We start from the raw sequence: 19,545 nt of genomic DNA on the forward strand, positions 1-19,545 counted from the left end.
AACGCCTCGAATGTCAGGGCAGGTAGACACGGAATACCAGGGTGAACAGGGCATAGATTGCCCCGATCGCCAAGGCGGTGATGATCAATGAACTGATGATCTTGCCCCGGCGCAGGAAGATGAACATGGCGGCCAGAAAGACAGCCGTACTGAGGTAGAAGCTGAACCAGACGATAGCGGCCAGATAGAGGATGGCGGCAACGCTGAATACCACGATATAAGGCTTGAAGTGGTCGCGAATGAAGGCCTGGAATTCTTCAGCAGCATGATGTAGATGTTCCGCGCGCCGCTTGTAGCGGTGGCTGAACAGGATGGCGAGGGAAGAGGCCAGCATCACCAGGCCCAGCCCAACCGGAAAGGACCCGGCGGAATTGAGCTTGAGTCCGCCATCGATGCGGAAGGCCTCGAACAGAATGCCGATGCTCAGTAGCAACAGCAGCCAGTCGAATATCTTTTCACCGGGCTGGACACGCTCGATGTGCTTGCTCATCTAATAGGCTCCCAGGGGAGGCGTGGTGCCTCCCCCGTGGTGATCATGAGATATCGTTGAGAAACGTCGTCGTGAAATGGCGTTATGAAAACGCTTATTCCGCAGCAGCCTCGGATTCGGCTTCGTCCTCCGCTGCCGCCTTGGTCTTGGCAGCGGCCGGGCGCGGAATCTCCAGTGCTTCAGGCGTTGCCTTGAGGCTATCTGGATCAGCGTCGTACATGGACCAGGCAGTGACGGACTGCCAGTTATCCAGGTATTGCTGGGCTTCCTCTCCGTTCAGGTTGAGCGGCTCGGCGCCATAGTCACGCAGGAAGCGGGTGAACTCATCGCTGGCCACGGCCTGCTGGTAGGCGTCCTGCAGCACACCGACGACGTCTTCCGGGGTTTCCTTGCGCACGAAAACGCCCCAGAACGGACCCCATGGCAGGAAGTCTGCGATATTCGGCAGCGCTTCGGTGATCGGCGGCACGCCCGGAAGGGCATCGATCTCTTCCTTGGTCAGCACGGCGAGGCCTTTCATCTTGCCACCGCGAATCTGCTCACCGGCAGCGGCCAGGCTCAAGGGCATGAAGTCGATGTGATCGCCCATCATGGCGGTGATGCCGGGGCCATCGCCACCGAAGGTCACTGTGCGTACATCGAGTTCATCCACGGCGTTGATCATGGCGTGGACAGTGCTCGGCAAGCCGCCGGCACCGGTACCGCCCATGCGCAGTTCGCCGGGATGCTCGTGGGCATAATCGAGCAGGTCGGAAAGGTTGTTGAACGGGCTGTCCGCCGGAGCGGCAATCACCACCAGGCCTTGGGCGATGATGCTGATCGGCTGCATGTCATCGTAGGTGAAGTCAGCCAGTCCCATCAGTTGGTAAAGTTCAGGGTTTTCCGCGCCGAACAGCAGGTTGTAGCCATCGGGGCGCTGGCGCATGACATGGTTCATGCCGATCACGCCGGTGCCGCCCGGGCGATTGGTCAGTACGATGGTGGTGCCCAGGATGTCTTCTACATAGGGGGTCAGGCTGCGCACGACGTTGTCGGTTGCACCGCCGGCCCCCCATTGGATGGTGCCTTGGATGTTGCGATCCGGGTATTCGGCAAGGGCAATGCCGGAAAAAGCCAGAGCGCCGGCGGCGATGGCAATGGAGGTGACGAGAGGCTTGAACATGAAGTGTCCTCCGGGAGTTGTTGTTCTGGCGTGGCCAAGAAGGAAAAGGGTGTGCAGCAAGGGTGATTAGATTGTGTTCGCTGTTCGAACGACATGTTCTTATAGCGAACACTAGAATCTGGTTCCAAAAGTGTCAACGATGCGGCCGATATCTTATACCAATGTTTAATCCGCGATTGCTGTGGGAAATGCGGAGGAAGTGCCGAATAAATGCCTTCCTCGCGATCCACCCACCTTCCAGTGGTGTCCTTCCCATGAAGGCATTGCCGGTATGGCTGCGATGATCTGACGAGCAAGCTTATCTGACAGATAAGGTGCTCCGACAGATAAAGAGTAGCTGGCGCACCGCGCCTTCCCCCAGGCTGGCCTTACTTTCCTGCTATTTATCTTCAAGCCTCTACATTCACACCTCTACACTCAGATCGCTACATTCTTTCTTCTTGTGCGCTGGTTCCTGCGTGCTGGTTCCTACGTACCGGCTTCTGAGTGCAGGCCTTTGTGTGCAGGACTGGCATATCCACTGAGCATGTTGGCTTGCCATCAACCAACGGCACATGCCTTCTACTTTGTTCGTATTGCGTTCTGGTGGGTCGCAATGCGAACATTGGAACCATGTTCTAGAATTAGGCAGTGCTTGATGAAGCGTTCGGGACCATATTTTCTACTCTGTAGGGTCCGATACAGCACTGTTCGACACCGTACTGTTCGACACAGCATGATGGGCTAGGGAGCCTGGAGGATGACAATGCGTGCCATTGCCACGGTATGCCTGAGCGGCGACCTGCGAACCAAGCTGGAAGCCATCGCCCGTGCAGGCTTCGAAGGGGTGGAAATCTTCGAGAACGATCTGCTGTCCTTCGATGGATCGCCTGAGGAAGTCCGTCAATTGTGTGAGCGACTGGGGCTGGCAATTGTCGCCTTTCAGCCATTTCGCGATTTCGAAGGCATGCCGGAGCCCGGTCGCAGTCGTAACCTGCAGCGGGCCGAGCGCAAGTTCGATGTGATGGAACAGCTGGGAACTGACTTCCTGCTGGTCTGCAGCAATGTCTCTCCCCAGGCCAGCGACGACATGGACCAGGTCGTGGCCGATCTGCGCGAGTTGGCCGAACGAGCAGCCACGCGCAACATTCGCATTGGCTTCGAGGCATTGGCCTGGGGGCGTCACATCGCTGATTACCGTGATGCCTGGGAAGTGGTGCGGCGTGTCGACCATCCCCATCTGGGGCTGGTGCTCGACAGCTTTCATATCCTGTCACGCCATAGCGACCTGTCGGCTATTGGCCGAATTCCCAAGGACAAGATCTTCTTTGTCCAACTGGCCGATGCCCCGCTGCTGGACATGGATGTCCTGCAGTGGAGCCGTCATTTCCGCTGTTTCCCCGGCCAGGGGCGATTGCCGCTCAAGGCGTTCATGACCGAGCTGGCCAAGACCGGCTATGACGGTCCGTTGTCGCTGGAGATCTTCAGTGATGCCTTCCGCGCGGCACCGACCGAGATCACGGCGCTGGATGGATTACGTTCCCTGATCCTGCTGGAGAGCCTGGTGGAAGATGCGCCCTGGTCGCAGGCATTGCCTGCTGTACCCAACTACCGTGGCGTGCATTTCATTGAGTTCACGCTCGATGAAGACAGCGCTGCGCCCTTGGGAGAGTTCATCGATGCCCTGGGCTTTCGCCATGTCGGTCGCCATCGCTCCAAGAATGTCGAACTGTGGAAGCAGGGTGATATTCACCTGGTGCTCAACTTCGAGACCGACAGCTTCGCCCACACCTTCCGGCTACTGCACGGTACTTCCGTGTGTGCGGTAGGGTTTCGGGTCGATGATGTGGCCCAGGCTCTGGAGCGGGCTCGTGCCTTCAAGGCTCCTCAGTTCCGCGGCCATGTTGGCGAAGGCGAGATGGAGATTCCTGCCTTGCGAGGCATAGAAGGCAGTCTGGTCTATCTGGTGGACGATAATGCCGCCTCCGACCTGCAATGGCGCACTGACTTTGAGCTGTTCGATCAGGAAAGTCGTGATGAGGCCGGTCTGGTGTGTATCGATCATCTGTCCTATGTGCTGCCAGCGACTCAACTGCTGAGCTGGAAACTGTTCCACCATACGGTGTTCGGTTTTGGCGCGGCGAGTGAGCATGAAATGGTCGATCCACACGGCATGATGGTCAGCCAGGCGGTGATCAGCCCGGATCGCAGCATCCGTCTGCCGCTTACCGTGTCCCAGGTGCAGGAAACCCAGCCCGGACGTTTCCTCAGTGAGTTTCGCGGAGGCGTGCAGCAGATCGCCTTTGCCAGTCGTGACATCTTTGCCAGCGTGGATGAATTTCAGGCCCGTGGGCTGCCGCTGCTGAAGATTCCGCAGAACTACTACGACGACCTGGAAGCTCGCTTCGATCTCGATGCTGAGCTGTTGGAGGCGATGCGCACGCGCAACATTCTTTTCGACCGCAATGACGAGGGTGATTTTTTCCACGCCTATACCGAGACCTTCCTCGGGCGCTTCTTCTTCGAGATCGTCGAGCGCCGCGGCCATTATCAGCAGTTCGGCGAGGCCAATGCCGGTATTCGGCTGGCGGCCCAGGCAGCCAGGCGCGAGGCTTCGTGAAGTGATGGTTGGTATTGCAGCGAATAGAAAAGCGGTGAATAGAAAAACGACGCTCAAAAAAACGACGAACAGCAGGAGATCAGGATGAAGCTTGGTTTGATCGGCAAGGCCATCATGAATTCCAGTTCGCCGGACCTGCATGTCAGGCTTGGCCAACTGACCGGCATTCCTGCCACCTATGATCTTTTCGATGCCAACGAGCAGCCCATCGAATCGCTGGAAAGCCAGGTGCGCAAGGTCATCGCGGAGGGCTATCGCGGGGTCAATGTCACCTTTCCTTGGAAGGAAGACGCGGTAACGCTGGCGACCCGCCCCTCCCAAGGAGCCAGCATGGTCGGCTCCGCCAACACCCTGGTGTTCGAGCAAGGCGAGATCATTGCCGAAAATACCGACTTCACCGGCTTCATGAGCGGCTTTCGTGCGACCCTGGGTGAGCGTCGACCGGGTCGAGTGCTGCAACTGGGCACCGGCGGCGTGGGCAAGGCCGTGGCCTTTGGCCTGGCCAGCCTTGGGGCAACGGAAATCGTCCTGATGGATCTCGATGACAGCAAGTCGCAGCGGCTGGCCGATGAGCTCGGCACCCATGGTTTCAAGGCATCAATCATTCGTGCAGAGCAGGTCGCCGAGGTGGTGCCCGAGTGCGATGGATTGGTCAACTGCACTCCCGTCGGTCATGAAAAGAGCCCAGGCTGCCCGCTGCCCAGGGAACTGGTCACTGCGAAGCATTGGATATTCGATGCGGTCTATGTGCCGGCCGTCACCGAATTCGTTGCTGCCGCCCAGGTTGTCGGTGCTGCCATCATGAGCGGTGTCAGCCTGTTCGTGTTCCAGGGCGTCGATGCCTTCAAGCTGTTCTGTGAAGATCAGGACAAGCGCTCCGCTGCCGACGCTCAGGCTGCTACTCTGTTCGCTCACTATCGTCGTGAACTGCTGAAGGAGAAAGACGCATGAGTCAGGGCAAGGTGCTGGTACTGCATGGACCCAACCTCAACCTGCTGGGTACCCGCCAGCCGGAAATCTATGGCTACGAGACCCTGGATGACGTCAACAACGCGCTGCGTGAGAAGGCGGTACTGGCGGACTGGGACATCGATTGTCTGCAGAGCAACCATGAAGGCGTGCTGATCGATGCCATTCAGGCGGCACGTCTGGATGGCACCGATGCCATCATCATCAATCCTGCCGCCTATACCCATACCTCGGTGGCCATTCTCGATGCGCTCAATGCCTTCGAGGGCACGGTCTACGAAGTGCATATCTCCAACGTGCACCAGCGCGAGAGCTTCCGTCACCATTCCTATGTGTCGTTGCGCGCCAATGGCGTGATTGCTGGCCTGGGAACGCAAGGGTATCAGGCGGCCCTGGATGCGTTGATCAAGGCCAAGGTAGCTTCTACCCAGTAATCGTCCGGAGGCAAGATGTCGGAATATTCTATGTCAGAGCATTCTTCTCCATTGCGTATTGGGGTAATGGGGGCTGGTGTCATTGGTCGTGAGCATGTCGCTCTGGTCAATGCATCGCCCAACACCCGCCTGGTAGCGATTGCCGATGTCACCGAGGCTGGCAGGGAGTTTGCGCTACAGCAAAGGGTGCCGTGTCATGCCGACTACTATGAGATGCTCGATAATGGTGGGCTGGATGCCGTCATTGTGGCCTTGCCCAATGCGCTGCACCTGGAAGCCGGTCTGGCCTGCATCGACCGAGGCCTGCCGACGCTGATGGAGAAGCCGATCGCCGATACGCTTGGCTCCGGGGTGGCGCTGGCCGAGGCCAGTGAAAGGGCCGGCGTGCCGGTGCTGGTCGGTCATCATCGTCGTCATAGCCCGGATATGGTGGAAGCTCGGCGAGCGATTCAAGCTGGAGAACTGGGCCCGCTGGTGGCGCTCAATGGCATGTGGCTGTGTCGCAAGCATGATGACTATTTCGACCAGGCCTGGCGTCGCGAGGTGGGTGGCGGGCCGATTCTGATCAACCTGATCCATGAAATCGATATCCTGCGCTATCTGTGCGGTGAGATCGAAAGTGTCCAGGCGGTCACTTCCAGCCAGGCGCGTGGCTTTGACGTGGAAGACAGCTTCGCGGTGGTCATGGCCTTCGAGAATGGCGCCATCGGCAGTTTCATCGGCAGTGATGCAGTGCCTTCGCCCTTCATGTGGGATGTAGCCTCCGGCCAGTCACCCAACTTCCCGCATTATCCCAGTGACTGCTATGTCATCGGTGGTCAGAAGGGCAGCCTGAGCGTGCCTGGCATGTCGCTCTGGCAACACCCCGAAGGCGCGGACTGGCGCGGTGAACTGGTGCAGAAACGCATGCAGCCGCCACGCACCCGCTGCTACACCGAGCAGCTTGAGCACTTCGTGGCAGTGGCCCGCGGCGAGGCAACGCCGGTGATCGATGCTCGCGAAGGTGTCATGACCCTGGCCGCCACCCTGGCGGTGGAAAAGGCCGCCAGGGAAGGGCGCAAAGTGACCGTGAAGGAGATGTTGTAGGGTGTAGTGTGGCTTGTCCTGGGTTTATGTATCCCCGGTGCGAGCCTCTACGACTCTGGCTTTTTCCAATGCTCGCTGCGCTCGCTCTAGCGCGCTGACACCTTGCTGGCGCAAGGCCTCGGTGGGAATTTCCAGGCTCAGTGGCAGGCTGCGTGGCAGGGTGTTCAGCAGACGTCTCAGGTCGATATCGCCATCTCCGGGGAAGCAGCGCTGCTGGCGGGCTTCGAACAGGATCTGCTCCATGTTGTCGGGAATCGGGCCGATCACATCACATAGCTGCATATAGCGCAGCCATTCACCAGGTGTCTGGCGCAGGTCATCGAGCTGGCTGGCCGAACGGTTGAAGTGGAAGGCATCGACCAGCAGGCAGGCGTTGCCGTGACCAGCGTTTCGAGCGCTGGCAACGATGCGCCGAGCCTGGGCCAGGTCCTTGACTCCCGTCCAGGGCATGAACTCCAGATGCGGATGCAGCCCGAGAGGCCGGGCGATGTCACATAGCGCGGCGAAATTCTCTCCCATTCGCGCTTCATCGTCATCGTTGCCCGCCACCAGCACTTCGCTGGCGCCAAGCTCTGCTCCTGTCTCCAGAATATGCTGAAAATCCTGCTTGACCCGGGTATCGGGCTTGAGTCGCAGGATCTCGATATCCAGCACCTTGATACCGGTTGCGCTGAGGCGCTGTCGGGTACGCCTGAGCAGTCCAGCATCACTGGCCAGAGGGAAGTGGTGCTCTTCTGCTGTGGCGGGTATCAGGCGCAGGCCGACGGCGTCATAACCCGCCTGGGCGGCCACTTCGATCATATCTGGCGGAGACAGCTCCAGCACGGTCAGAGCGGCCAGGGAAAACTGTCGTGGTGAATGGGGCGGGTTAGCGGCAGTCATGGGCATCTTCAGTGCGGGTGGGGAATGTCTGGCGAATGGCATGCAAGGCTGCGATATGGCCGAAGGTCATGGCTGGGCCGAGGTTGATGCCCCCTGCGGGGTAATAGCCCCCCATGATGCTGGCCATGTCCGTGCCCGCGGCATACAGGCCGGTAATGGGAGCTGCCTGTGCATCGAGTACCTGCGCGTGTTCATTGGTCTTGAGGCCAGCGAAGGTGCCAAAGCTGCCAGGCACCACCTTGATGGCATAAAAGGGACCTTCATCCAGCGCCGCCACGCAGGGGTTGGGGCCATGCCTGGGGTCGCCGTTCTTGCGGTTATAGGGGGTGCTGCCTCGGCCGAACTGCGGATCTTCGCCCTGCGCTGCATGGCGGTTGTATTCGGCCACGGTGGCTTCCAGGCCATTGGGGTCGATGGCGCAGGCGGCGGCCAGTTCACGCAAACTGTTGCCAGCCTTGAGATAGCCTTTCTTGATCCAGTGCTTGAAGGGTACTGGAGCCGGCCGGGTGATACCAATGCCATAACGGCGCTGGAAGCGGTGTGTGCAGATCAGCCACGAGCACACTTCCTCACCCTCAGGCACCGCCTTGAGCATGGCGTCGACAAAGTCGTAATAGCCATCCGCTTCATTGACGAAGCGCTTGCCGTTCTTGAGTACCGCGATGATGCCGGGTTTGGCGCGGTCGATGATGTGCGGGAAGTGACCGATACGTTCCTGCTGCTTTCCCCTGCCATGAGTCCGGTCTTGAACCGCTGAATTCCAGGGCACCAGCGAAACGGGGGCCCAGGCGACTGCTGAGTAAAGGTCGTCCGCGACTTGGCCACCAGCCGACTCGCCCAGGCGCAGGCCGTCGCCAGTGGTCGAGGGGGGCGGCAAGGGCCAGTGCTCCTTGCCGCTGGGAGTGCGTGGAAACAGCGCTCGACGGCGTTCGATATCCCACGCAAAGCCACCGGCGGCGAGGATGACGCCACAGCGGGCATGCAGGGCCTGTTCGCCATCCGGGCCGTCGATCACCACACCGCTGACCTTGGTGCCGTTGTGGTGATCTTCCTTGATCAAGCGCTTGGCGGGGGAGTTGACGCGCATGTCCACGCCCAGCTCTTCGGCGGATTTGGCCAGGCGACCAATCAGAGCCACGCCATTGACCAGCTGCATGGCACGTCCGTAGCGTGCCAGGTCGTAGAGATGGCGCGTGAAACGCTTGCTGACATGCCACAGCGATGTTGCCGAACGCATGCAGGTGAGAAAGGCCATCAGGTCCGCTCCCGCCTGGATGGGCATGCCGAGGAATGCTGTCTCCGGCATGGTGTGGCGCAGCTTGTTCAGCGTTTCCCGGGATAGCTCGCGGCCATCGAAGGGGGCGGCAATGACTGAACGGCCGCCGGTTCCGGCCCCCGGTGTGTTGCCATGAATATCGGCGATGGCATTGCCGTCGGCAAATCTGAGGGCCGTCTTGTGATGGAAGAACGCCACCATGCGTGGGGCATATTCGAGGAAGGCATCAATACGAGCCGGATCATAGCGTTCTCCCAGCTCATGACGCAGATAGGTGCGTATGGTGGCGACATCCTCGTGAATGCCTGCATCACGCGCCAGGAAGTTGCGTGGCACCCACATCCACCCTCCGGACCAGGCCGTGGCACCGCCCAGGGTACTGGCCTTTTCCACCACCACGACCTTGAGCCCATGATAGGCGGCGGTAACCGCGGCGGAGAGGCCGGCAGCCCCGGAGCCGATGATGATCAGGTCGAAGTGATGCTGAGTGTCAGGCATGGAGGATCTCATTAACAGGCTAAGAAACAAATCTAGAACAAGGTTCCATTATTTGCAATAAGCCCATATATGTAGCCATCCCTGACGAGAGGGCTGGTGTCAGGCCAACATCAGAGATGACTGGAGAAAGGCGTATCAGGCTGGCAGCAGGCCGTAGCGGTGCATCAACCAGATGGCAGCACTCAGCGTGAAGAAGGCGCTCAACGTTCCGACCATCAGGGCGGCTGCGCCGACTTCTGCCATGCCGTAGCGGCGGCCAAGCAAGGGATAGACGCTGATCATGGGGCTACAGGCAAACAGCAGGGCGCCAGCAATCCACAGTGGATCCACCGGAGGCTGCAGCATGAACAGCAGGAGCACCGCCAGCGGGTGCAGCAGCAGCTTGCCGATAACGATCTGACCGACATCGTTGATCATTCCGCCGACCTTGAGCCCATAGAGCGTGCCGCCAATGACGAACAGCGCTGCAGGGCCGGAAGCATTGGCCAGCATGTCGATGACCTGAACCAGAGGGCCGGGAAGCGAGATTTCCGACATGGCCAGAGCCAGGCCCACGGCCAGGCCGAGCAGGATGGGGTTGCGCACCAGGCGTACGCAGGTCTTGCGGGCCACGGTCAAAATGCTTGCGCCACTTTGCCGACCGGCTTCGGCGAGGATCAGGGCGACAGGAATGATGAGCAGGTTTTCGACCACCATGTTCAATGCCAGAAAGATGGCGGCAGGCGAGGCGCCCAGCACCGTGGCCGCCAGTGGATAGCCAATGAAACCACTGTTGGAGGCCGACATGCCAAGGGACAGCAGGGCGCTTTCGCTGAGCGACTTGCGCCGCAGTGTCAGTGAAACCACCAGGGCCAGGCTGAAGACCAGCAATGAACCCAGACCGTAAGCCAGCAGATAGTTGGGTTGGATGACGTCGCTGAGAGGGTTCTGGGTCAGTGCTCGAATCACCAGCGCCGGCAGGGCGAAATAGAGTACGAAGGTGCCAATGCCCTGAATCTGCTCTCGGTTGAGCAGGCGACTGGCCATGGCCAGGTATCCGGCGCCGATGATCAGGAAGATCGGCGCGGTGATAGCGACAATATCGAGCATGAAGGCCTCAGGTGAACAGGCGTGATGTCGGTGTGGCCTGGGAAATCTCTGCCGCCGCATTCAAGAGCTCCGGGCCAAGTTCCTCTACCCGGGCCGCATCCAGGCGTACGCTGGGACCGGCGATACTCAGCACACCCTGGGGATGCCCATCCCGCGGATGACGAATCAGCGCTGCCATGGCCGCCGTGCCAGGGCCCATGATGTCCTGGGCCCAGCTGTAGCCGCGCTGGCGGGTCTGGCTCAGGTGCTCGAAGACCTCTTGCTTGCTGCGTGGTGCATTGGGCCCCACGGGATGATCGGTTTCCAGGCCCTGGGCATCGAGCATGGCCTCGGCGTCCGCGTCACTGAGCGCAGCCAGCCAGGCGTGGCCACTGGCGGTACAGAACAGCGGGGCTTCCTTGCCCATGTCCGGGTCGTAGACCAGTCCGCTGCGCGCGCCCTGGGCCTTGGCGATCCAGGTCAGGCGAGGGCCTTCAATCACTGAAAGGCGTACCAGCTCACCACTCTTCTGGGCCAGTTGGTCGAGCACCGGTTGCACGATATCGGGAGCGCCCGTGCTGGAGAGATAGCGCAGGCCCAGCCCGACCAGCTTGGTAGTGAGCTTGTAGCGCTGGCTGATCGGGTCCTGGCGCACATGCCCCAGGCGAATCAGTTCATTGCAGATGCGGTGAGCCGCGCTCTTGGGAATGCCCAAGCGTTCGGCGACCACCAGCAATGGCAGGCCATCGGCATCGGTGGAAAGGACCTCGAGTACCCCGAGAGTGCGTTCGATCAGGCTGCCGGCCATGGTGACGTCTCGCTATGCAGAGTGTGTGACATGAACAGAATGTGTGATTAATGATTTGAACTTGTTGATCCTCGAACTACACACTATTTTAGAATCCTGTTCAAAAAATGCATCGTGACGTCATTGCAAGGGCGAGTTCATGCTCAACTGATCGAGGCGCGAATTTCACGGCCTTTCTCGAGCAGCAGTGGCAGATAGTCCTTCACCAGGGTGTCGAAGCTCACTCGTGCAGCATTGGTACTGATGTTGATGGCACCAAGCAATTTGCCGTTGGCATCGAAAGCGGGGATGGCCACGGAGCGCAGGCCCGGGTCGAGCTCCTGGTCGGCAATGGCATAGCCCTGCTGGCGCACCTTGAGGAGGCATTGCTTGAGCTGGGCCGGATCGGTGATGCTCTTGTCCGTGTGGTGTTCCAACTGGATTCGCTGAAGGTAGGCGTCGAGCTGGTCATCGGGCAGTTGGGCGAGCAGCACGCGGCCCATGGAAGTGTGAGCCGCTGGCAGGCGGGTTCCCACGGAAAGGGTGATGGCCATCAAGCGATGCGGAGCGGAGGAACGTGCCACGTAGATGACATCGTCGCCATCCAGTGCGCCTAGGGACGACGATTCGCCGCACTGGGCGGTGATGTCCTCCAGCACCTGCTGGATCACGCTACGATAACCGTTGGCGGAAAGGAACGAGTAGCCAAGCTGGAGGACGCGTGGTGCCAGCTCAAAGTAGCGCTGCTGTTTGCGTACGTAACCCAGGGCATGCAGAGTGAGCAGGAAGCGTCGGGCCCGGGCACGGTTCATGCCGGTACGGTTGGCGACTTCACTCAGGGTCATGCGGGGATGCTCATTGTCGAAGGCCAGGATGACTTCCAGGCCACTGGCCAGGGCCGTTACGAAGTCCCTGTCATCGGGGCTGAGCGTCTCTTGCTCTGATGTCATCGTCGTTCCATCTCATGATGTAGAAGTGAGTTCCTCGCATAAATCTAGCACAGTGTTCGAATTGCGAACACTTGTGCGACAATCGGTCTTTCGTCTTATCCCGTCGGAGCCAACGATATGTCAGCAATGTTATTGCAACACCCTTTCATGAGTCAGCATGCCGTGAGCGAGAGCAACGCCAAGGCCATGATCAGGGCCATGCTGGCGTTCGAACTGGCGCTGGCTGATGTGCAGCAAGCTCGTGGCGCAATACCTGAAGGCGTCAGCCAGCAACTGCACCAGCTTCTCGAAGACCATGGCTTTGATGCCGAGGCCATTGCCGCAGGCATTGCCACAGGGGGCAATGCGGCCATTCCGTTCGTCAAGCAGGCGCGTGCTGCGCTGCCTGCCGATATCAAGGGTTATTTCCATCAGGGCGCGACAAGCCAGGATGTCGTCGACAGCGCCTTGATGTTGCTGGTCAAGCCACGCCTGAGCGCTGTGAATCAACTGCTGCTGCGCTGCCGTGCTGCGGCCATCAAGCTGATGCGCGACCACGAACAGACGGTCATGGTGGGGCGCACTCTGATGCAGCAGGCCTTGCCGATCACCTTTGGCGTCAAGGTAGCGCATTGGGCCATCGGGCTGGAACAGGCGCGTCGACGCCTGGCAGAGGTAACGTTGCCGGTGCAGTTCGGTGGTGCAGTAGGGGTGCATTCCGGTTGGGATGAGCAAGGGCTGGCGTTCATGGATGCCCTGGCCGAGCAACTGGGACTTGATACCGCTGTGTTGCCCTGGCATACCGACCGCCAACCCATCCATGCGCTGGGCACTGCCATTGATGCCGTGGCCGGTGCGGTAGAAAAGCTGGCCCTGGATGTTGCCTTGCTGACGCAGACCGAGGTCGGTGAGGTCGCAGAGCCATCGGCGCCAGGCATGGGCGAATCGTCTTCCATGCCGCACAAGCGCAACCCGGTGCGCTGTGCGCTGATACGTGGTGCTGCCCGCCAGATCCATGGCCAGGCCAGCGTGCTGCTCAATGCCGTGGCTCAACCGCTTGAACGTGGCCTGGGGGAGTGGCATGCCGAATGGGCCCCCTTGATCGACAGCCTTCTGCTGCTCGAAGGGGCCCTGGAGCAGGCCGTGGCGTTACTCGAAGGACTGGAGGTCAATCCCGCCGCCATGCAGCGCAACCTGGCGGTGACGGGAGGCGGCATCATGGCGGAGCCGGTATCCCGGATGCTGACACCTGCTCTGGGGGTGGATGCTGCCAAGCGCATCAGTGCCGAAGCTGCCGAAAGCGCTCGCCTGAGTGGAAGAGGGTATGCAGAAGTGCTGGAAGAGCATCCCGAGGTACAGGGCAAGGTCGATCATCAGGCATTGCTGCAGGCTACCGATCCCGCCGGGTATGTCGGCAGCAGTAGAGAGCAGGTGGTGCGGGCTGTCGAGTGGTTAATGAGATAAGAATCATACTTTGGTCTAAAAAAGCGGCGTCGAAAGACGCCGCTTTTTTTATCGCTGGTCTTCCTCAATGGCGCGATTTTTCCGGTTTTTTCTTGCGATTCTCATGCCGGGGTCTCGGTTGAGGCAGCCGTATGGGATGTTTGACGACGCCCTGCTTCAGGAATATTGTGTTCGTATTGCAATACATAAGTTCGTTATGCGAACAAATTATGTGGATAAATTGCAGAGAGCACGTTGATACAAGCACGTTGATACGAACAACAACGCTGGGACTCCCGGGGAGTGCTGGCGGTCATAACCTGAGGAGCAGTCATGGCCGAATTTCTCAGCCTGCATGACGCTGTAGCGCGCTATGTCGAGGATGGCGCTACCGTTGCCATGGAAGGCTTTACCCACCTGATTCCTTTTGCTGCGGGTCATGAAGTCATTCGTCAGGGCAAGCGTGATCTGACGCTTATTCGCATGACGCCGGATCTGGTCTATGACCAGATGATCGGTGCCGGTTGCGTCAAGAAGGTGATCTTTTCCTGGGGAGGAAACCCTGGCGTAGGGTCCCTGCACCGTTTGCGTGATGCCGTAGAGAAGGGTTGGCCGAACAAGATCGAGATTCTCGAGCACAGCCATGCCGCCATGGCCTGCGCCTTCGAGGCGGGTGCTGCCGGTCTGCCCTTGGCCGTGCTGCGTGGCTATGTGGGCAGTGAGTTGCCCAACGTCAATGACCAGATCAAGTTCATCGAGTGCCCCTTCACCGGTGAGCGGCTGGCGGCAGTGCCTTCTGTGCGTCCGGATGTCTCCATCGTGCATGCCCAGAAGGCTGATCGTGCCGGCAACGTGCTGGTCGAAGGCATCGTCGGGGTGCAGAAGGAAGCCATACTGGCCGCCAGAAAATCCATCGTCACCGTGGAAGAGATTGTTGAGGACCTGACCGAGGAACCCGGCTACCACCCTAATGCCTGCATCATTCCGGGATGGGCCATTGACGCCATCGCCGTGGCGGAAAAGGGCTCTTTGCCCTCGTATGCCCATGGCTACTATCCGCGCGATAACGCTTTCTACAAGGAGTGGGATGGCATCGCCCGCGATCGCGAAGCCTTCACCAAGTGGATTGAAGAAAATGTCATGAACGCAGGGGAGAAAGCCTGATGAGCCTCGAATATACCTCCGCGGAGATGATGACCGTAACCGCTGCTCGGGCGCTGCAGAATGGCATGGCTTGTTTCGTGGGCATCGGCCTGCCCAGTGAAGCCGCCAACCTGGCTCGTTTGACCCATGCCCCGCAAGTCACCCTGATCTATGAATCCGGCACGTTGCAGACCAAGCCTGATGTGTTGCCGCTTTCGATTGGCGATGGCGAGCTGTGTGAATCGGCGCTGACCACAGTATCCGTACCGGAGATGTTCCGCTACTGGCTGCAGGGCGGGAAGGTCGACGTGGGCTTTCTCGGAACCGCCCAGATCGACCGCTACTGCAACCTGAATACCACGTTGATCGGCGACTATCAGTCGCCCAAGGTACGCTTGCCGGGGGGCGGCGGTGCCCCTGAAATTGCCACCAATGCCGGCGAAGTGTTCATCACTCTGAAGCATTCCCCGCGCGCCTTCGTCAAGGACGTGGACTTCATCACTACGTTGGGCTTCGGCCGTGATGGCAAGGGACGTGACAACGTGCCCAACATTGGCCGGGGGCCGACGCGTGTGATCACCGACCTGTGCGTGATGAAGCCGGATCCTGACGATCACGAACTGACCGTGGTCTCCCTGCATCCTGGGGTGACCCGCGAACAGGTCCAGGAAGCCACCGGCTGGGAGATTCGCTTTGCGGCTGATCTGGAGACAACGCCAGAGCCCAGCGAGCGTGAACTGGAAGTATTACGTGAACTGAAGGCACGCACTGCCCGCGCTCACGCAGGTAAATAGGGGGATTGAACATGACAGATGTCTATCTTTGCCATCCGCGCCGCAGTGCCATCGGCCGCTTCGGCGGTACCTTGGCCAGCGTGCGCCCCGATGATCTGGCGGCCGATATCTTCAAGGCGGTGCTGGCTGAAGCGCCGGAGCTCGATCCGGCTGCGATCGAGGAAGTCTTCATGGGCTGTGCCAACCAGGCTGGTGAAGACAATCGTAATGTCGCGCGCATGTCAGCCTTGCTGGCAGGGATTCCGACCTCGGTACCCGGCACTACCATGAATCGCCTGTGCGGTTCTGGCATGGATGCGGTCGGAACGGCCTTCCGGGCGATCAAGGCTGGAGAAATGGACCTGGCCCTGGCGGGTGGCGTGGAGTCCATGTCGCGTGCTCCCTACGTGATGGGCAAGGCGGATAGCGCGTTCTCGCGTGGGCAGAAGATCGAAGACACGACGATCGGCTGGCGTTTCATCAATCCGGCAATGAAGAAAGCCTATGGGGTGGACTCCATGCCCGAGACCGCCGAGAACGTGGCCCAGCAGTTCAATATCTCGCGTCAGGATCAGGACGCCTTTGCCGCCCGTTCCCAGGACAAGGCGGACAAGGCCCAGCAGGCTGGCCGCTTTGCTGAAGAGATCGTGGCCATCGAGGTCCCGCGCCGCAAGCAGGATCCGCTGATCTTCGATACGGATGAGCATCCGCGCCCCGGCACTAGTGTCGAGAAGCTGGCCAAGCTGCCGGCACCCTTTGCCAGCGAGAATGGCAGTGTCACTGCCGGCAACGCCTCCGGGGTCAATGATGGCGCTGCGGCCATGCTGGTGGCCAGCGAAGCCGCAGTACGCAAGCATGGCCTCAAGCCCATGGCCAGGATTCTTGGCATGGCAACGGCGGGGGTCGAGCCGCGCATCATGGGTTATGGACCGGTACCTGCAGTGCGCCGCCTGCTCGAGCGTGCCGGTGTCGGCCTGGATGAGATCGATGTCATCGAACTCAATGAGGCCTTCGCGGCCCAGGCCTTGGCCTGCATGCGTGACCTCGGCCTGGCCGACGATGACCCGCGGGTCAATCCCAATGGTGGTGCCATTGCGCTGGGGCATCCGCTGGGCATGTCCGGGGCGCGTCTACTGATGACTGCGGCACATGAGCTGCAGAAAACCGGCAAGCGTTATGCACTGTGCACCATGTGTGTCGGTGTCGGGCAGGGCATCGCCACTCTGATCGAGCGGGCCTGAGCGAGGCGCTATTGTCATCGCTGGCAGGATGGCTGCCCAGCAAGGTCCTTGGCCTTGCTGGGTGGTTTTTATATAAGGCAGCGGAAAACAAGCCTTTGTATTGATAAACAAAACAAGGGGTGGTCAGCCCATGGATGCAGCAATCAACTTGTCGGTACGCTTTGTTCAGCGTTATCTGCCCAGTGCCTTTGTGCTGGCGGTGATACTGACCTTCATCGTGTTCGTACTGGGTATCACCACAACGGGCACCTCGCCGCTGGACATGGCGACTTACTGGGGCAAAGGATTTTCCTCGCTGTTCACCTTCGGCATGCAGATGACCCTGGTACTGCTGACAGGCTATGTGTTGGCGCTGACTCCCTTGGTGCAGGGCTGGCTGAACAGCCTGACCCAGAGAGCCAGTACTCCACGCCAGGCATTGATTCTGACCATTGTCGTCAGCTTTGTGTGCTACTACCTCAATTGGGCATTCGGCATGGTGGTCGGGGCCATTCTTGCCCGCGAGATGGGACGTCGGGTCATTGGCCTGCACTTTCCTTTCATTGTCGCTGCCGCCTACGGTGGGGAACTGGTGCGTGGTCCTTCATCGTCGATTCCGCTGGTCATCGCGACACCTGAGCACTTCCTTGAAGAGGCCATTGGCATCGTGCCGGTGACCGAGACGCTCTACGCCTGGTGGAACGTTGCGTTGACGGCGTCTCTGCTGGTCTTGCTGCTGATCTTCTACCTGCTGCAGAAACAGCCGAAGGACATCATCCAGTTCAATGGTGGTGCAGAGGAGCCCTTGTCTGGAAAGGCAAGTCATGATGACCGCCCAATGACACCTTCCGACCGGGTCGAGAACAGCCGCTTGCCGACACTGTTCATGGGACTGATGATCGCAGCCTTTCTTGGCGGACAGTGGCTCGAGGGCAGCTTCAGCATCAACCTCAATACGGTCATCCTGATCTTCCTGGCGTTGGGTCTTCTGCTGCACAAGAATCCTGCGCAATACCTCCAGGCCGTCGAGCGTGCCATCGGTGCCGCACGGGGCATCATCGTGCAGTTTCCGTTGTATGCCGGTATCGCTGGCATGATGACCAACTCGGGCATGGTCACGGCATTTTCGGAGGCCATCATTTCAGTGGCGACCCCAGCCACTTTCCCGCTGCTGACGTTCTTCTCCGCGGGACTGGTCAACTTCTTCATCCCCTCCGGCGGCGGCCAGTGGGCGATTCAAGGACCTATCATGATGGAGGCAGCGGCAGCCATTGGCGCTGACCCGGCCCAGACGATCATGGCGTTTACCTGGGGGGATGGCTGGACCAACCAGATTCAGCCGTTCTGGGCATTACCGTTGCTTGGCGTGGCGGGTCTCGCAGCACGCGACATCATGGGTTATTGCCTGGTGTGGTTAATGATTTCAGGTGTGGCGATTGCCGGGACCTTTGTTGCGCTTTCAGTGCTTGGCTAACACGCAGTTCTTGGCTAACACGCAGTTCTGGGATAAACGCCAACTCTTGGATAACACGCGGTATTTGGATAATGCGTCATAGAAAACGGAGAAAATCATGGCATTCGTGACGATCGGTGGCCGCAATGTGGCCTATCGCCTGCTCGGCGCTGCAGCCAATCCTCTGGTGGTGATGGCTCACCCGCTGGGGATGAGCCAGGCCGTATGGGATGACGTACTCCCGGCCCTGTTGCCGCGTTATCGTGTGCTGACCTGGGACCTGCCGGGGCATGGTGTCAGTCAGGCCTGGCCGGATCAGGCGGGACCGATTACACCGGCAGCCCTTGCTGATGATGTGCTGGCCCTGGTGGATCAGGTGGCCGGTGGAGGCCGTTTCCACTTCGTTGGCACTTCCATCGGTGGCGTGGTAGGACAACAACTGGTGGCGGAACATGGCCGGCGCCTGCTTTCTGCCACCTTGACCAACACCGGTGCGGTGATCGGCACTAGCGAGCTTTGGGCGACACGTGCCGAACGGGTGCGCACGGAAGGCCTGGTCGCGATGTCCAGCGAGATTGTGCCGCGCTGGTTTGCCGCTACCTGCTTCGAGGCTAATCCGGCACTCAAGGCTGGCTGGATGACGCAGATGGGGCTTGGCGATGATGAGTCCTATGCCCGTCTTTGCGAGATGCTGGGCAGCCACTCTTTTGTTGGCAAGTTGGCAACTGCTAGCGAGCAAGTGAACGTTCAACTGTTTGGTGGTAGCGAAGATCTGGCGACACCGCCGGAGGCATTGCAAACGCTGTCTGCTGAGTGTGCTGGAGCCCCGGTGGAAATTCTTGAAGGCGTCGGCCATGTGCCTTCCGTCGAGGTGCCGGCGTTGTTTGCCGAGAAGCTGTTGGCGATCCTGTCCCCGGAGCTGGGAGACGTCGGCCAGCATGGCGTGAGTTATGACACCGGGTTGGAGACACGCAAGCAGGTGCTGGGTGCCGAGCATGTGGAGCGTGCTAGCCACAACGCCACCAGCCTGGACGCCCCGTTCCAGCAGATGATTACCCGCTTGGCCTGGGGGGAACTGTGGAGCAATGATGACATCAGCCGTCGCGAACGCAGTATGATCACCACCGCGATTCTGGCGGCCCTGGGACGGGAAGAGCTGGAACTGCATCTCAAGACGGCCAAGCGCATCGGTCTGAGTGAAGCCGAACTGCGTCAGGTACTGATGCATGTGGCCATCTATGCCGGTGTCCCCGCTGCCAACCATGCCTTTGCCCTGGCCAAGAAACTGGGTTGGTAAAAGAAGAAACTGGGTTGGTAAAAACAGAAGCTGGGC

17 protein-coding genes are annotated in these 19,545 nt (G+C 59.8%); 10 read left to right on the forward strand and 7 right to left on the reverse strand.

The window, feature by feature from the left end:
• Positions 1–13: 13 nt before the first annotated feature.
• Together Q1K07_RS07905 and Q1K07_RS07910 are read right to left on the reverse strand one after the other, a co-directional pair.
• Positions 14–490, reverse strand: coding sequence for a tripartite tricarboxylate transporter TctB family protein (locus Q1K07_RS07905; RefSeq protein WP_300309572.1), 477 nt, complete (start codon positions 488–490; stop codon positions 14–16).
• 94 nt (positions 491–584) lie between these two features.
• Positions 585–1,652, reverse strand: a complete 1,068-nt coding sequence (locus Q1K07_RS07910) for a tripartite tricarboxylate transporter substrate binding protein (protein ID WP_300309574.1) — start codon at positions 1,650–1,652, stop codon at positions 585–587.
• A 739-nt stretch (positions 1,653–2,391) separates the two neighbouring features.
• On the opposite strand from Q1K07_RS07910, the gene Q1K07_RS07915 reads away from it, so the two are divergent.
• The 4 genes from Q1K07_RS07915 (at position 2,392) to Q1K07_RS07930 (ending at position 6,740) form a co-directional block, all read left to right on the forward strand.
• Entirely contained in the window at positions 2,392–4,251 is a 1,860-nt protein-coding gene (locus Q1K07_RS07915; protein WP_300309576.1) for a sugar phosphate isomerase/epimerase and 4-hydroxyphenylpyruvate domain-containing protein, read from the forward strand.
• An 84-nt stretch (positions 4,252–4,335) separates the two neighbouring features.
• Positions 4,336–5,202 (forward strand): shikimate dehydrogenase, encoded by an 867-nt coding sequence (locus tag Q1K07_RS07920; RefSeq protein ID WP_300309578.1) that lies wholly within the window; start codon positions 4,336–4,338, stop codon positions 5,200–5,202.
• Complete coding sequence (aroQ, locus tag Q1K07_RS07925) at positions 5,199–5,654, forward strand: type II 3-dehydroquinate dehydratase (protein ID WP_300309580.1); 456 nt, start codon at positions 5,199–5,201, stop codon at positions 5,652–5,654. Before Q1K07_RS07920 ends, aroQ begins: the two co-directional genes overlap by 4 nt.
• Before the next feature lie 30 nt (positions 5,655–5,684).
• On the forward strand, positions 5,685–6,740 hold the full coding sequence (locus Q1K07_RS07930) for a Gfo/Idh/MocA family oxidoreductase (RefSeq protein ID WP_300309583.1): 1,056 nt from the start codon (positions 5,685–5,687) through the stop codon (positions 6,738–6,740).
• 24 nt (positions 6,741–6,764) lie between these two features.
• On the opposite strand, the gene Q1K07_RS07935 is transcribed toward Q1K07_RS07930, so the two are convergent.
• From Q1K07_RS07935 to Q1K07_RS07955, 5 genes are all read right to left on the reverse strand, one after another.
• A complete protein-coding gene (locus tag Q1K07_RS07935) occupies positions 6,765–7,622 on the reverse strand; it encodes a sugar phosphate isomerase/epimerase (protein WP_300309585.1) in 858 nt (285 codons plus the stop codon).
• Positions 7,609–9,396, reverse strand: a complete 1,788-nt coding sequence (locus Q1K07_RS07940; protein WP_300309586.1) for an FAD-dependent oxidoreductase — start codon at positions 9,394–9,396, stop codon at positions 7,609–7,611. Before Q1K07_RS07940 ends, Q1K07_RS07935 begins: the two co-directional genes overlap by 14 nt.
• Positions 9,397–9,531: 135 nt before the next feature.
• Positions 9,532–10,485, reverse strand: coding sequence for an AEC family transporter (locus tag Q1K07_RS07945; protein WP_300309587.1), 954 nt, complete (start codon positions 10,483–10,485; stop codon positions 9,532–9,534).
• A gap of 7 nt (positions 10,486–10,492) precedes the next feature.
• Positions 10,493–11,272: an IclR family transcriptional regulator gene (locus Q1K07_RS07950; RefSeq protein ID WP_300309589.1), complete on the reverse strand. Its 780-nt coding sequence runs from the start codon at positions 11,270–11,272 to the stop codon at positions 10,493–10,495.
• 143 nt (positions 11,273–11,415) lie between these two features.
• Positions 11,416–12,201 (reverse strand): IclR family transcriptional regulator C-terminal domain-containing protein, encoded by a 786-nt coding sequence (locus Q1K07_RS07955; protein WP_300309591.1) that lies wholly within the window; start codon positions 12,199–12,201, stop codon positions 11,416–11,418.
• A gap of 162 nt (positions 12,202–12,363) precedes the next feature.
• Here Q1K07_RS07955 and Q1K07_RS07960 point away from each other — a divergent pair, with 162 nt between their 5' ends.
• The 6 genes from Q1K07_RS07960 (at position 12,364) to Q1K07_RS07985 (ending at position 19,509) form a co-directional block, all read left to right on the forward strand.
• A complete protein-coding gene (locus Q1K07_RS07960) occupies positions 12,364–13,644 on the forward strand; it encodes an adenylosuccinate lyase family protein (RefSeq protein ID WP_366945046.1) in 1,281 nt (426 codons plus the stop codon).
• Positions 13,645–13,956: 312 nt separating this feature from the next.
• Positions 13,957–14,787 carry a CoA transferase subunit A gene (locus Q1K07_RS07965; protein ID WP_300309595.1) on the forward strand — a complete coding sequence of 277 codons (831 nt, stop codon included), beginning with the start codon at positions 13,957–13,959 and terminating at the stop codon, positions 14,785–14,787.
• Complete coding sequence (locus tag Q1K07_RS07970) at positions 14,787–15,560, forward strand: CoA-transferase subunit beta (protein WP_300309597.1); 774 nt, start codon at positions 14,787–14,789, stop codon at positions 15,558–15,560. The genes Q1K07_RS07965 and Q1K07_RS07970 overlap by 1 nt, the downstream gene beginning before the upstream one ends.
• 11 nt (positions 15,561–15,571) lie before the next feature.
• Complete coding sequence (gene pcaF, locus Q1K07_RS07975; protein WP_300309599.1) at positions 15,572–16,780, forward strand: 3-oxoadipyl-CoA thiolase; 1,209 nt, start codon at positions 15,572–15,574, stop codon at positions 16,778–16,780.
• Between the two features lie 130 nt (positions 16,781–16,910).
• Positions 16,911–18,233, forward strand: a complete 1,323-nt coding sequence (locus Q1K07_RS07980; protein ID WP_300309601.1) for a TIGR00366 family protein — start codon at positions 16,911–16,913, stop codon at positions 18,231–18,233.
• Between the two features lie 97 nt (positions 18,234–18,330).
• On the forward strand, positions 18,331–19,509 hold the full coding sequence (locus Q1K07_RS07985; RefSeq protein ID WP_300309603.1) for an alpha/beta fold hydrolase: 1,179 nt from the start codon (positions 18,331–18,333) through the stop codon (positions 19,507–19,509).
• Positions 19,510–19,545: the final 36 nt, after the last annotated feature.

Origin of the sequence: Halomonas sp. (assembly GCF_029263665.1) — a bacterium.
Lineage (GTDB): Bacteria > Pseudomonadota > Gammaproteobacteria > Pseudomonadales > Halomonadaceae > Halomonas.